The 14,356-nt window shown below is 58.6% G+C and carries 12 protein-coding genes; 4 read left to right on the top strand and 8 right to left on the bottom strand.

Annotated elements, in window-relative coordinates; genetic code table 11:
• Nucleotides 1-5 precede the first annotated feature (5 nt).
• Nucleotides 6-1,796 (top strand): ATP-binding protein, encoded by a 1,791-nt coding sequence (locus tag JFU11_RS14690; RefSeq protein WP_201121318.1) that lies wholly within the window; start codon nt 6-8, stop codon nt 1,794-1,796.
• Between the two features lie 12 nt (nt 1,797-1,808).
• Here JFU11_RS14690 and JFU11_RS14685 read toward each other — a convergent pair whose 3' ends face one another.
• The 7 genes from JFU11_RS14685 to JFU11_RS14655 form a co-directional block, all read right to left on the bottom strand.
• Nucleotides 1,809-3,425 carry an EAL domain-containing protein gene (locus JFU11_RS14685; RefSeq protein WP_123720066.1) on the bottom strand — a complete coding sequence of 539 codons (1,617 nt, stop codon included), beginning with the start codon at nt 3,423-3,425 and terminating at the stop codon, nt 1,809-1,811.
• 73 nt (nt 3,426-3,498) lie between these two features.
• Nucleotides 3,499-4,278 carry an N-acetylmuramoyl-L-alanine amidase gene (locus JFU11_RS14680; protein ID WP_201061036.1) on the bottom strand — a complete coding sequence of 260 codons (780 nt, stop codon included), beginning with the start codon at nt 4,276-4,278 and terminating at the stop codon, nt 3,499-3,501.
• A 105-nt stretch (nt 4,279-4,383) separates the two neighbouring features.
• A complete protein-coding gene (locus JFU11_RS14675; protein ID WP_201061034.1) occupies nt 4,384-6,417 on the bottom strand; it encodes a GGDEF domain-containing protein in 2,034 nt (677 codons plus the stop codon).
• Nucleotides 6,418-7,278: an endonuclease/exonuclease/phosphatase family protein gene (locus JFU11_RS14670; protein WP_123356945.1), complete on the bottom strand. Its 861-nt coding sequence runs from the start codon at nt 7,276-7,278 to the stop codon at nt 6,418-6,420.
• Between the two features lie 14 nt (nt 7,279-7,292).
• Nucleotides 7,293-7,934, bottom strand: coding sequence for a thiol:disulfide interchange protein DsbA/DsbL (locus JFU11_RS14665; protein ID WP_123356943.1), 642 nt, complete (start codon nt 7,932-7,934; stop codon nt 7,293-7,295).
• A gap of 198 nt (nt 7,935-8,132) precedes the next feature.
• The gene (locus tag JFU11_RS14660) at nt 8,133-8,744 is read right to left on the bottom strand and encodes a cytochrome c4 (protein ID WP_007902879.1); all 612 of its coding nucleotides are present in this window, start codon (nt 8,742-8,744) and stop codon (nt 8,133-8,135) included.
• Nucleotides 8,745-8,790: 46 nt separating this feature from the next.
• On the bottom strand, nt 8,791-9,081 hold the full coding sequence (locus JFU11_RS14655; protein ID WP_038980343.1) for a c-type cytochrome: 291 nt from the start codon (nt 9,079-9,081) through the stop codon (nt 8,791-8,793).
• Between the two features lie 191 nt (nt 9,082-9,272).
• On the opposite strand from JFU11_RS14655, the gene yihA reads away from it, so the two are divergent.
• Entirely contained in the window at nt 9,273-9,914 is a 642-nt protein-coding gene (gene yihA, locus JFU11_RS14650; protein ID WP_123720064.1) for a ribosome biogenesis GTP-binding protein YihA/YsxC, read from the top strand.
• Nucleotides 9,915-10,213: 299 nt separating this feature from the next.
• Here the strand turns inward: yihA and polA are convergent, their stop codons facing one another.
• Nucleotides 10,214-12,982: a DNA polymerase I gene (gene polA / locus JFU11_RS14645; RefSeq protein ID WP_123720063.1), complete on the bottom strand. Its 2,769-nt coding sequence runs from the start codon at nt 12,980-12,982 to the stop codon at nt 10,214-10,216.
• A gap of 74 nt (nt 12,983-13,056) precedes the next feature.
• On the opposite strand from polA, the gene JFU11_RS14640 reads away from it, so the two are divergent.
• Both JFU11_RS14640 and JFU11_RS14635 read left to right on the top strand, forming a co-directional pair.
• Complete coding sequence (locus JFU11_RS14640; protein WP_008076254.1) at nt 13,057-13,344, top strand: DUF2782 domain-containing protein; 288 nt, start codon at nt 13,057-13,059, stop codon at nt 13,342-13,344.
• Nucleotides 13,345-13,403: 59 nt separating this feature from the next.
• Nucleotides 13,404-14,354, top strand: a complete 951-nt coding sequence (locus tag JFU11_RS14635; protein WP_038980340.1) for a homoserine kinase — start codon at nt 13,404-13,406, stop codon at nt 14,352-14,354.
• Nucleotides 14,355-14,356: the final 2 nt, after the last annotated feature.

Here is a 14,356-nt window from a genome sequence, read left to right as displayed (position 1 = left end):
AATCGATGAAACTGGCGATGACGTTGCGCACCCGGCTGTTTCTGAGCATTTCCGCGCTGATTACGGTGGCGCTGCTTGGGCTCTTGCTCGGGCTGGTCAGCGTGATGCAGATGGCAGGGACTCAGGAAGCCCTGATCCGTGACAACTTCGTCAGGCTGGATCTGGGATTGAAGCTGCGTCAAAGCCTGGGTGATCAACTGGTCATCGTGCTTGGCGAGAACCCTGATCCTGCGGCGTTCGAGGCCTCCAGGCAGCACTCTCTTGAATTGCTTGACGAAGGCATTGCTCGCGAACCGTCCAGCGAGGGTGCCCAGTATGGTTTCAGAAAGGCCAAGGCTGATTATCAGAGCTTACTGCAGGCCTTTGATCTTTCCCGCGCTCCGGTACAGGTAGTCAATGATGACGGGGACCTCACGGAAAAATTCAACGCGTTGCGTAACGGTTTGATCTCTGAACAGAAGCGCGCACTGGATAACATCACTGAGATCGAGCGCGAGTCCCGGGAGCGGGCACTGTTGATTGCCGGCCTGCTTGGGTTGGTCGGGGTGGCGGTGTTGTTCATCGGGTTCATTACCGCCCATGCGATCGCCCGGCGGTTCGGGGCTCCGATCGAGGCTCTGGTGCAGGCAGCTGACAATATCGGTCAGGGCAATTTCGAAGTGACCCTGCCGATTTCTTCCGCGGTGGAAATGAACCAGTTGAGCCGGCGTTTCGGAATCATGGCCGAGGCCTTGCGTGAGCACCAGGCTACCAATATCGACGAGCTGCTCGCCGGCCAGCAACGTTTGCAAGCGGTGCTCGACAGCATCGACGACGGTTTGCTGATTATCGATCGTCAAGGTCATCTCGAGCACCTCAACCCGGTGGCTCAGCGCCAATTAGGCTGGGACACCGATCGTCTCGGTCAAGGGCTGGGCACGGCGCTTGAGCGTCCCGAACTGGATGAACAACTGCAACTGGTGTTGCGCGGCGGCACTCTGGAACGAGCGCCGGAAGACCTGAGTATCGAGGTCGATGGCGAGTCGCGATTGCTGACGTATAGCCTGACGCCGGTCAGCCATACCCAGGGTCATATTCTCGGCGCCGTGATGGTGTTGCATGACGTCACCGAACAGCGTGCCTTCGAACGGGTACGCAGCGAGTTCGTCTTGCGCGCCTCCCATGAGTTGCGCACACCGGTTACCGGGATGCACATGGCATTCGGCCTGTTCCGTGAGCGGACGCATTTTGCCGCAGACTCCCGCGAAGCCGACCTGCTGGACACCGTCAACGAAGAAATGCAGCGCCTGATGCAGTTGATCAACGACCTGCTGAATTTCTCTCGCTATCAAAACGGCCTGCAAAAACTCACGCTGGCACCGTGCTCTATTGAGGACTTGCTGGATCAGGCCCAGACACGTTTTGCCGTCTCGGCGCAGGAGAAGGGCATTGAGCTGCTGGTGGAAGTGCAGGGACCATTACCGCGGCTGCAAGCTGATCAGGCGCAACTGGAGCGGGTGCTCGACAACCTGATCGACAACGCCTTGCGCCATACCTCCCACGATGGACTGATCCGTTTGCAGGCCCGGCGCCATGGAGAGCGGATGATTATCAGTGTCGAGGACAACGGCGAGGGCATTGCCTACGGCCAGCAGGGACGGATCTTCGAGCCCTTTGTTCAGGTCGGCCGCAAAAAGGGCGGTGCCGGGCTTGGTCTGGCGCTGTGCAAGGAAATCGTGCAACTGCACGGCGGGCGGATGGGTGTCTACTCGCGGCCGGGGCAGGGCACGCAGTTCTACATGGCACTGGCGATATAAACCGTAGCCATCTCAGGCTTCGTCATCCAGACGTCGCGTGCTCAGTCGGCGACCACGGGTAATCAGTTCGATGAACTGCACGGCGCTCAGTGCGTGGGCGAACAACCAACCCTGGCCGAACTTCACCCCTTCGCTGCTCAGAAACACCGCTTGGGCTTCATGTTCGATGCCTTCTGCAATCACCTTGAGTTGCAGGGCCTGAGCCATGCGAATGATGTGCGGTGCCACGCCGCTGCTGGCGGCGTCATGGCCCAGCGCGTCGATAAACGCCTTGTCGATTTTCAGACAGTCCACCGGTAAGGTTTGCAGGTAGGCGAGGCTGCAATAGCCGGTGCCAAAGTCGTCGATCAGCACCTGATGCCCGACATCCCGCAGGGCTTGCAGGTTTTCTCGGGCCACCACCACATCGACCAATCCGCGCTCGGTCACCTCAAAGGCAATCTGCCTGGCCGCCACCCGGTGCACACTCAGCAGACGCGCCATCACCTGACCGATACGCGGCACCATGACATCGCAGGCCGCCAGGTTGACCGAGATGTACAGCTGCGGATTGGACCGCAACAGTTGCCCGAGCTGTTCCAGCAGGCGCTGCAATACGAAGTCGGTCATCTGGCGGATCTGGCCGGTATTTTCCGCCATCGGAATGAACAGGTCGGGACTGGTCAGCGTGCCGTCCGGTCTTCGCCAGCGCAGCAAGGCTTCGGCACCGACGCAGTTGCGGCTGTCGAGGTCGAAGATCGGTTGATACAACACCTGAAGCTCGCCTCGCCGCATGGCGCCTTGCAGTTCGGCATCCAGCGACTGACGCTGGCGTACCAGCAAAAACACCAGAATACCGACACAGGCACTCAGCGCCAGGCTCGCCGGCAGTAGCCACCACCATACCGCCGGTACATGCATTCCTGTGCGTGGGGTGATCAGTACCAGTTGGTATTCGGGGGTGTTAGTGGGCATTCGGTAAATCAGGCGGGTATGGGTGACTTGCAGCGCATCGGGGCTTTTCGGGGGCCAGGGTTCCGCGGGGGGCCAGGCCTGCGCGACACCGAGTACCGGAATCGCCCGGGTGCCGTGGTCGAGCACCACCAACAGGCTGCTCCCTGGAGACAGATCGACCATGTCGGTCAAATGCCCGCGCGACGTCGCCACCCGGAAATTGCCACGCCCAAGCATCAGTGCAGCGCGGTTCTCATCGGGTTCGGTGGTGGTGTTCAGCCAATAGCTGTAGGTGGGGCCCTTGATGTCCGGCGGTCGGATCAACGATACCCCTTCCTGGCGGGGGCGGTTGGAGCAGGTTCGCGAAGTGTCCATATAAGCGGCTTCATAAACGAAGCGGTAGTTGAAGCTGACCTGCTGCAGGGTCGCGATCATTTCGTCATCGCAACCTCGAAGCGGTTGGGCTTCCAGGTCATCGAGGCTTTCGCGCAACTGCCCGAACAGCTGCTCCAGGCGGACCAGAAAGCGTTCTCCCTGGGCGTTCATTTCCTGGCTTTCGTTGTGCTCGACTTGATTCATCGCCACGAACAAACTGCCGACCGTCAGAAGCGTTGCGCTCAAGGCAGTAGCCAGCATCGCCAAAAACCAAGGGCGATAGAACCAGCTATGCAGTCTCTCCCGAGCAGCAGGCATCATGGAATATCCGAAGAATTACCAATGAGTTATAGCTGCTGATTTGGAAAAAGCGCTGACCGTCGGGCGGGCGTCATTATTTTGTCTGGTTCAGCACCTGAAGAATCGCCGCGGTTTGCGCATCCGGCGTACCGTCGAAACGGGAAGGGCGAAAATGCAGCTGAAAGGCCGCCAGCACATTACGTGTATCTACATCCAGTTCGCCGGTTTGCGGCGTGGCATAGCCCAAGCGGGCAAGCTGTCCCTGAAACCAACTGATGCTGGGCAGTTGCACGGCGAACTGCGCTTGTTGCCGCGCCACAGCCTGCTCGTTCGGCCAGATCCCCAGGCCTTCGGCAGCCAGACGCTTCCAGGGAAACAGCGGGCCGGGGTCGAGTTTACGCATCGGTGCGATGTCGCTATGACCAATGATATGGCGGGGGCTGATCCCTTGGCGCTTACTGATGTCCTTGAGCAGGAAGATCATCGACTGAATCTGGGCTTCGCTGTAGGGATACCAAAGACGCCCGTTCGGGGTGTCCTCAAAGCCCTGATTAACGATCTCGATACCAATGGAGCTGGAGTTCAGCCAGGTCCGGCCTTGCCATTCGCTTTCGCCAGCGTGCCAGGCCCGGAAATTTTCATCCATTAGCTTATAAATAGTGGCGCGCTTGTCGTCGCTAATCAGGTAGTGGCTGCTGACCTCGCCGTGGGTCAGCAATTGCAACGAGGTCTCCAGGGATGCCGAGGTGTAATGCATCACCACGAACTGGATACGACTGTCGTGATTGGCTGAAGGGTGGCTGGTATCAATTCGGGGGCCGCTGGCACAACCGGCTAATAGAAGCAGCGACGCAATAAGAACAAGACATTTCATGGCGGGAGGCAGTACACGCAAGAAAATAATGCAACAGTGTAACGGTATTGCCTTGCGCGCAGATGGCAAAAAATGCTGTTTTAAACAAAATGGAACAATTAGCTATCAACCCAGTTCTATTCGATTCCGGCCATTATTTTTCGCCCGATATAGCGCCTGATCGGCTCTTTTAAGCACCAGATCACTATGTTCGCCCGATCTGAAGGCGGTCAGTCCCATGGAAATGGTGATGGTGACTCGCTCGCCCTTGAAGTGGAACGGGCAGGCTTCGATCGATGCGCGCAAGGTTTCCAGCAGTTTCGCGCCCACCGCCGGCACCGTGGCAGGCATCAACAGCACAAACTCCTCACCGCCAAATCGGGCAATGAAATCAGTCCCGCGCAGACGCTTGCGTAGCACACTGGCGATGATTTTCAGCACCTTGTCGCCCGCCAGATGGCCATAGTTGTCATTGATGCGTTTGAAATGGTCGAGGTCGAGCATTGCCAGCAACAGGGTATTGCCATGTTGCTGCCATTGGCCGATTTCATGCTCCAGGCGTTCGCTCCAGGCTGCTCGATTCGGCAGGCTGGTCAATGGATCGATCAACGCTTTTTGGCGCTGCTCTTCGAGATGCTCGCGGTAGCCCAGGGCTTCCTGCTCCATGTGGGCAACCCTTTCGGCCAGGCTTTGCAGGCGGGCTGCTACTTCCTGTTCACGCTCGTCACGCTGCTTCTGGTGTTGGTCCATGGTGCCGAGCAGGCCTTCGAGATGGTTTTCCAGCACATGCTTGAGATCATCAAGATCCGCCGCTTCCTGCATGCTGCTTTGCAAGCCGTCGACTTGCTCGCGAATCTGCGTGTCCATCTCCCGCGCGGCCGAGCGGTTGTCGGCGTGGCCGTCGCTCGCGGCTTGCAGGTTGCTTTGAAATGACTCGAGGCGTTCGTTGAGTTGCTGCAAATACGCTTCGAATTCGTGCTGGCCGCTGTCGGTGATCGCCAGCATTAACGTAGCCAGGTCATCGAGGATCGGTAGCAATTCGTACCAGTTCAAGCCATGTTGAAGACGATCGCGCATCGCCTCGGCTTGCGGACGATGGCGCTCGGGCAACGCCAGGTCATCGAGAAGGCCTAGCAGGGTGTCTTCGATGTGCTTGGCGACAGAGCTGTAGGACGGCTCCGGCGAATCCGGCAGGGCATACAGAATATCGTGCTCGGACTGCTCTGGATCGATCGCCATCGGAGTCAGTTCATCGGGATTGATTGCCGACAAAGCCTGAGTAGCCGGTAGGGTGATCGTTGGAACAGGTTCTTGTGGCTGCTCGATATTAGCTTGGGTTTGTAACTCCGGGACTTGGCTGCTCGTAGCTTCTGGCTCAAGGACGGGCGGGGCAAACGCCACGACTTCAGCCGCAGGTGCCATTGATGTTGGCGTCTGAATTTGCGCTGGCTCGGGGGGCGCAGCGGCGGGCAGGGCGGCTTCTACGGTTGGCAACACCACTTGCGGCTTATCGACGGCTGGCGTGAGATTGGCTATTGCTTGTAGGGGCTCGGCCGGCAGTGCTGCAACCGGTTCGACAGGTTGCGGGGCTGGCATTTGCGATTCGGCGGCGGCGAGCTGTGGCGCGGTCTCTTCTGTTTCCCTACCGAACAACCGCTGCAGGAAACCCGGACGATCAGGTTCGGCAGGGTTCTCCAGCAGGTTCAAGGCTTTGCCCTGCAAGCCGCTCAGCTCGCTGAGCAGCAACGGGATTTCGCGAGCCTGACTTACGCGTCCGTCCAGCTGTTTGGCGAATTTTTTCAGCGGTCGACTCACTTCCCGGGGCAGCGGCAATGCTTGCAGCTGAGAGACCAGCGACGTCAGGGCGGCACTGACTTGATCGACCCGGGTTTCCCGACGTTGCTCGGAGTCGAGCACGGCTTTTTCCAGGCGCGGCAGCAAGGCAGCCAGGCCGGCGTCCATGTCATCGGTGCGTACGACTTCGCGCATTTCCTTCATGCATTGGTCAACGGCGCGATCGGTACCTTCTGCGGCCAGGGTGCTGCGCACCAGCCCTCGACGCAGCAAGTCGAGCCGGGCGTCCCATCGACGTTCCAGTTTTTCTTGTTGTTCGATGCTTTTGAGGTATTTCTCTTTCCAGCGCTGTGCTTCGTCGCTCATTCAGGCAGGACTCAACGCGGGCAATGCATCGGCCGTGAGCGAACCCGGCAGACGAATCTCTACCGCGACCGGCAGGTGATCGGAAATGGGTTGTGCCAGCACTTCGACTTTTTCAAGGGTCAGGGTAGGGCTGAGCAGAATATGGTCCAGGCAACGCTGTGGGCGCCAGCTGGGGAAGGTCGCTTCCAGTTGCGGCGCGAGCAGGCCCAAATCACGCAACGGGGAGTTTTGCAGCAAGTCACTGGCATGGGTGTTCATGTCGCCCATCAGCACCTGGTGTTTATAACCGCCGATCAACTCGCGGATGTAAGCCAGTTGCAGGCTGCGGGCGCGAGCGCCCAGTGCCAGGTGCATCATCACCACCACGAGCGCCTCTGGACCTTCGCCGAAGCGCACCAGAATGGCCCCGCGACCCTTGGGTCCCGGCAGCGGATGATCTTCAATCGCCCATGGGCGCAGGCGGCTGAGCACGCCATTGCTGTGCTGGCCGAGATGACCGAGGTTGCGATTGAGTTGTTGATACCAGTAGGGGAAGGCGCCGAGCTGCGCCAGGTGTTCGACCTGATTGACGTAGCCTGATCGCAGGCTGCCGCCATCGGCTTCCTGCAAGGCGACCAGATCGAAGTCGCCCAGCAGATTACCGATTTTTTGCAGATTGTCGGCACGCCCGGTGTGTGGCAACAGATGCTGCCAGCCGCGGGTCAGATAGTGCCGATAGCGCTCGGTACTGATACCGACCTGGATATTGAAACTGAGCAAACGCAGACGGCTGTCCACGGGCAACCCCGTCGATTCCAGGTGATGCTCGTTGACCCGCGGATCATGCAGGCCAACGATGCGTTCAGTTCCCCAGCGGCGCATGGCAGGCGCCGCGCTTAGTTGGCGACGGCCTTGGTTGCCGCTCGCTCTTTGGCTACCAGTTGGTCGGCCAGTTTCAGCGCTTGTTCGGCACCGCCGGCAGAGCCGATGTCAAAGCGATACTTGCCGTTGACGATCATGGTAGGCACGCCGGAGATTTCATATTTCTTTGCAAGTTCTTTGGCTTTGTTGATCTGGCCCTTGATGGCGAAGGAGTCGAAGGTGGCCAGGAACTTGTCCTTGTCTACACCTTGGGTCGCCAGGAAGTCCGCCATGTCTTCTTTGTCGGTCAGTTTCTTGTGTTCTTTCTGAATCGCTTCGAAAACTGCGGCGTGAACCTTGCTTTCGACGCCCATGGCTTCGAGGGTCAGGAACATTTGGCCGTGTGCGTCCCAAGGGCCGCCAAACATGGCCGGAATGCGCACGAAGTTCACGTCGGAAGGCAGTTTTTCAACCCATGGGTTAATGACGGGTTCGAAGGCATAGCAATGCGGGCAACCGTACCAGAACAGCTCCACGACTTCGATCTTGCCAGGCACGGCCACCGGGACCGGATTGCTCAGCTCGACAAAGGGCGCTTCAGGTTTTTCGGCGGCTTGGGCGGTCATGCCGAACAGGCTGGCAGCGACGAGTGCGGCGCTGATGATCAGATTACGCATGCTTTACTCCTGGACAAATTGGGTCGCCTCGCGCGACCTGTTTTCAGACAGATCCTGGCGGGCTTGAGTTTGTAGTGTAACGGCAGCGGCCACAAAAAAGGGCAGCCAAAGCCACCCTTTTTATGTTTGCATCGACGGATTAATCGAGTGTTAACGTTGCAAGAGATGTACACCCCTCACAACGCTCGATCACAAACCTTAGTGCAAGCCTTGAATATAGCTGGAGACTGCGGCGATATCTTCGTCGCTCAGCTTTTTAGCGATGCTCTGCATCGGTTTGGTATCGCCGTCGTTGGTCCGGCCGCCTTCTTCTTTTCTGAAGTCGGTCAGTTGCTTGCCGACGTACTGAGCATGCTGGCCGCCCAGATGCGGGAAGCCGGCAGCTGCGTTGCCCTTGCCATCTGGAGAGTGGCAGCCGGTGCAGGCTGGCAGACCCTTGGCCAGGTCGCCACCACGGAACAGTGCTTCACCGCGAGCCACGACTTTCGGGTCGGCGGCGCCGACGCTGCCTTTTTGGCTGGCGAAGTAGGCGGAGATATCAGCCAGATCCTGATCGCTCAGGTTGGTCAGCAGGCCAGTCATTTCCAGTACCGTGCGCTTGCCGGACTTGATGTCGTGCAGCTGTTTGTTCAGATAACGCTCGCCCTGGCCTGCCAGTTTCGGAAAGTTAGGCGCCATGCTGTTGCCATCCGGGCCATGACAGGCGCCACATACTGCGGCTTTCGCCTGACCAGCAGTCGCATCACCTGCAGCATGGGCAATGCCGGAGATCCCCACGGTCAACAGCAGACTCACGATCAATTTGTTCATCAGCTAATCCAACTACGGCTAAGGGTTAAAGAGTTATGGGCCGGGTTTACTCGCTCATCCAGTGGATGATGGCTCGGTAATCCTCGGCACTGCAGTCCATGCACAAACCACGCGGCGGCATCGCCTTGAAACCCTGGGTCACGTGTTGCACCAGCGTCTCCATACCTTTCGCCAACCTCGGCGTCCAAGCTTCCTGATCGCCCTTGCGGGGCGCCATGGGTAGTTGGCCGGAATGACAGGCACCACAAACACGGTTGTACACAGCTTCCGGATCCTGTGTAGCCTGAGCGCTGTAAAGCGGCATCAAGACACCGGCAGCTAGCAGCCATTTCGTCATAAAACGACCTTTTCAGGGTTGAGAGCGTGCTGCGTTCTAGTGCGCAATCAAGGTTAATCGCTCTCGTGAACTTCATCCTACGCTGGGACAAAGCGCACACAAAATCTGCGGCATTATATACTGGCGTCACTGAAACGGAAACGACACTGCTTGCCGCGTCCATTCCCGGCGCCGCCCACATCGGAAATCCCATGCAACTCAAGAACCCCATCCTCGGCCTGTGCCAACAGTCCACCTTTATGCTCAGCGCCGCCAAAGTCGACCAATGCCCCGACGACGAAGGCTTTGAAGTGGCCTTCGCCGGGCGTTCCAACGCCGGTAAGTCCAGCGCGTTGAACACCCTGACACACGCCAGCCTGGCGCGGACCTCGAAAACACCGGGTCGCACGCAGCTATTGAACTTCTTCAAGCTAGACGATGAACGCCGTCTGGTCGACCTGCCGGGTTACGGTTACGCGAAAGTACCAATCCCGTTGAAGCTGCACTGGCAGCGTCACCTGGAAGCCTATCTGGGCGGTCGCGAGAGTTTGAAAGGTTTGATTCTGATGATGGACATCCGTCATCCAATGACCGATTTCGACCTGCTGATGCTCGATTGGGCCATCGCCAGTGGCATGCCGATGCATATTTTGCTGACCAAGGCAGACAAGCTGACCTACGGCGCGGCGAAAAACGCGCTGCTCAAGGTTCAGGCGGAAATCCGCAAGGGCTGGGGCGATACGATCACTATCCAGCTGTTTTCGGCACCGAAACGCATGGGCCTGGAAGACGCCTACACTGTTCTGGCGGGCTGGATGGAGTTGGCGGACAAGGGCGCTGAGACTGCCGAGTAACGCTCTCCGGACAAATCTGCAGGCAAAAAAAACCCCGGACTTCATATGGGGAGGGAGAAGTTCCGGGGTTCAAGCTCCGGACCGCTAGGGCGGGGTCCAGATATCTGCCAACACTTAACACAACATAGGAGCATCGAAGGGCTTCACCAACCATTCAGTATCTCTGAGTGGCGGTTCACGGATTTAGTTCAGACTATTTTCAAAAACCATTGGAAATAATCGATGTCATTTTCCGCACTATAGCCCTTCGTTATTTTGTGCTGCGGCATAAGGCCGCAGCACAGGCGTCTTTCAGCCGATCAGTGCGCTTCATCCCAGTTGTTGCCTACGCCTACCTCGACCAGAAGTGGTACATCCAGTTGTGCGGCGCTGCTCATGTGTACGCGAATCTCCTCACGCACCTGGTCGATCAAGTCCTCACGCACCTCAAGCACCAATTCATCGTGTACCTGCAGGATGACTTTGGCGTCCAGGCCTGACGATGTCAGCCAGTTATCCACGGTTACCATGGCTTTCTTGATGATGTCCGCCGCGGTGCCTTGCATCGGGGCGTTGATCGCTGTGCGCTCGGCAGCTTTGCGCAGGGCCTGGTTTTTCGCGTTTATTTCCGGCAGGTACAAGCGACGACCAAAGATGGTTTCGACGAAACCTTGCTCGGCGGCCTGGGCGCGCGTGCGCTCCATGTATTCCAGTACACCGGGATAACGGGCGAAATAGCGGTCGATGTAGGCCTGGGATTGTTTACGGTCAACGCCGATCTGCTTGGCCAGGCCAAACGCGCTCATGCCGTAGATCAAACCGAAGTTGATCGCTTTCGCGCTACGACGCTGATCGTTAGTGACTTCGTCCAGCTCGACGCCAAACACCTCTGCGGCCGTTGCCCGGTGTACATCGAGGTTGTTGCGGAAGGCGTGCAGCAAGCCTTCATCCTTGGCCAGATGCGCCATGATCCGCAGTTCGATTTGCGAGTAGTCCGCGGCCAGCAGCTTGTAGCCTTTCGGCGCGACGAACGCCTGACGAATCCGACGACCTTCGGCAGTGCGAATCGGAATGTTCTGCAGGTTCGGGTCGATGGACGACAAACGTCCGGTAGCGGCGACGGCTTGCTGGTAAGACGTATGAATGCGCCCGGTACGAGCATTGATCTGCTCTGGCAAACGGTCGGTATAGGTGCTTTTAAGCTTGCTCAGCGAGCGGTACTGCATCAGCACCTTGGGCAGCGGGTAGTCTTGTTCGGCCAACTCGGCCAACACCGCTTCGGCAGTCGAAGCCTGGCCCTTGGCGGTTTTGCTGAGTACGGGCAAACCGAGCTTTTCGTAGAGGATCACGCCCAGCTGCTTCGGCGAACCCAGGTTGAATTCTTCACCGGCAATGGCGAACGCCTCACGCTCAAGGGCGACCAGTTTCTCGCCCAGCTCGACGCTCTGGATGCCCAGCAGGTTGGCATCCACGAGCGCGCCCTGGCGCTCGATACGGGCCAGAACCGGCATCAGCGGCATTTCAATCTCGTTGAGCACTTTGCCCAGGCTTGGCGTTGCTGCCAGTTTTTCCTGCAAAGCCAGGTGCAACTGGAAGGTGACATCGGCATCTTCGGCAGCATAGGGGCCGGCCAGCTCAAGAGAGATCTGGTCGAAAGTCAGCTGTTTGACGCCTTTGCCCGCGATCCCTTGAATGTCGGTCTTGCTTTGGCCCAGGTACTTGAGCGCCAGGCTGTCCATGTCATGGCGGGTGGCCGTCGAGTCCAGGACGTAAGACTCGAGCATGGTGTCGTAAGCAATACCCTGAACAATAATCCCGTTGCTCTGATCGCCACCGATGGCGCAGTTGGCGAGGATATTGGTTTCGAACTTGGCGTGCTGGCCGACTTTCAGTTTGTTCGGATTTTCCAGCAGCGGCTTCAGTGCCAGCAGCACGGTGTCGCGATCCAGTTGCTCCGGCACGCCCATGTAGGAATGGGTCAGCGGAATGTAGGCCGCTTCATTGGCCGCGACGGAAAACGACAGACCCACCAGTTGTGCATGTTGAGCATCGGTGCCATTGGTTTCGGTGACGAAGGCGATCAGTGGCGCTTTGTCGAGCTTGGCCAGCCAGGCCTCGAAGTGCTGCTGGTCGAGGATGGTTTCGTATTTCGCTTCGGCGGCGCCCGGCTGTTCTTGGGCGACCTCGACAATTTCCTGACCCGATCGCTTCGCGTCGCGCTGGTTCTCTTCGAACCAGCTTTTGAATTCCAGCAGGGTGTAGAGCTCGGCGAGCTTGTCGTGATCCGGCTTGCCCATTTGCAGGTCATCGAGACCGATGTCCAGTGGCACATCGATCTTGATGGTTGCCAGTTGATAGGAGAGGAACGCCATCTCCTTATGCTCTTCGAGCTTGGCCGGCAGGGTTTTGGCGCCGCGAATCGGCAGGGTCGGGACGATGTCGAGCTGCGCATAGAGCTCGGTCAGGCCGCCGTTCACACCGACCAACAGGCCGGAAGCAGTCTTGGGGCCGATACCCGGAACGCCCGGGATGTTGTCGGACGAATCGCCCATCAGTGCCAGATAATCGATGATCTGCTCGGGAGCGACGCCGAATTTCTCCTTCACGCCTTCCACGTCGAGCGCGCTACCGGTCATCGTATTGACCAAGGTAATGTGCCCGTCGACCAGTTGCGCCATGTCCTTGTCGCCGGTGGAGATCACCACCGGGCGGTCGGCGGCCGCGCTGCTGCGGGCCAGGGTGCCGATCACGTCGTCGGCTTCAACGTTGTCCACGCACAGCAATGGAAAGCCCAGGGCTTTGACGCTGGCGTGCAGCGGGTCGATCTGGACCCGCATGTCGTCGGGCATGCTTGGGCGATTGGCCTTGTATTCGGCGAACATCGCGTCGCGGAACGTCCCGCCCTTGGCGTCGAATACCACGGCGAACGGGCTGTCCGGGTACTGCTTGCGCAGACTCTTGAGCATGTTCAATACGCCTTTGACCGCTCCGGTCGGCAGGCCTTTGGACGTGGTCAGCGGTGGCAGCGCGTGAAAGGCGCGGTACAGATAAGAAGAACCGTCCACCAGGACGAGGGGGGCTTGGCTCATGAGCAGGATCAACCTTTTCGGCGGGTCCGGCGCTAGAATAGCGGGACCGTTGACGACAAAGGGACAAGGTTATCATGCGCACACTAAATCGCTTGTTGCTGGCTGGCTTGTTTGCAATCACTCCATTGGCTGTCATGGCGGCGGACGACGCGCCCTCGGCGGACCCAGATGTAACAATCCGCACTGAAGGTGACAAAACCATTCAGGAATATCGGCAAAATGGCTTTTTGTACGCCATCAAGGTGACCCCGAAAGTCGGTAAACCGTATTTCCTGGTGCGTGCTGATGGCTCGGACGGTAACTTCATCCGCTCGGACCAGCCGGATATGCTGATTCCGTCGTGGAAAATATTCGAGTGGTAAACCGCTCCTAACTTAAATCGGCGCTGGCAGTCGCGGCGCCCGTACTGGCAGTTTTAACCATGTCTGTGTTCACCCCCCTGGCTCGGCCCGAGCTGGAAACCTTTCTCGCCCCTTACGGGCTTGGCCGCCTGCTTGATTTCCAGGGGATCGCCGCCGGTAGCGAAAACACCAATTTCTTTATCAGCCTGGAGCAGGGCGAATTTGTCCTGACCCTGGTCGAGCGTGGTCCGGTGCAGGAGATGCCGTTCTTCATCGAGCTGCTCGACGTGCTGCACGACGCCAACCTGCCGGTGCCTTATGCCCTGCGCACCACCGACGGCGTCGCCTTGCGCGAACTGGCCGGCAAACCTGCGCTGCTGCAGCCACGTCTGGCGGGCAAGCACATCAAGGACGCTAACGCGCAGCATTGTGCTCAGGTCGGCGAGCTGCTGGCTCATCTGCACTTGGCGACCCAGGCCAACATGATCAAACGCAAAACCGATCGCGGCCTGGACTGGATGCTGGAAGAGGGCACGCAGTTGCTTTCGCATCTGAATGCCGAGCAAAGCGATTTGCTGCAACGGGCGCTGGATGAAATCACACAACAGAAGACGAAAATTCTGGCGCTGCCGCGAGCCAACATCCACGCGGATCTGTTCCGCGATAACGCGATGTTCGAAGGCACACACCTGACCGGGTTGATCGACTTCTACAACGCCTGTTCGGGGCCGATGCTCTATGACGTGGCGATTGCCTTGAACGATTGGTGTTCGGACGAACAAGGGCAGCTTGATGGCGCTCGGGCGCGGGCATTGCTGGGCGCTTATGCCGCGTTGCGACCGTTTACCGCTGCCGAAGCCGAGCTATGGCCGACCATGCTGCGTGTGGCGTGCGTACGGTTCTGGTTGTCGCGGTTGATTGCCGCGGAGTCTTTCGCCGGGCAGGACGTGTTGATTCACGATCCGATGGAGTTTCAGCTGCGCTTGGCGCAGCGGCAGAAGGTCAGCACGCCGTTGCCGTTCGCGCTTTAAAT

Origin of the sequence: Pseudomonas sp. TH37, assembly GCF_016650735.1 — a bacterium.
Taxonomy (GTDB): Bacteria; Pseudomonadota; Gammaproteobacteria; order Pseudomonadales; family Pseudomonadaceae; genus Aquipseudomonas; species Aquipseudomonas farris.
Note: the sequence above shows the minus strand (reverse complement) of the source record. Positions and strands in the feature narration are given on the sequence as shown.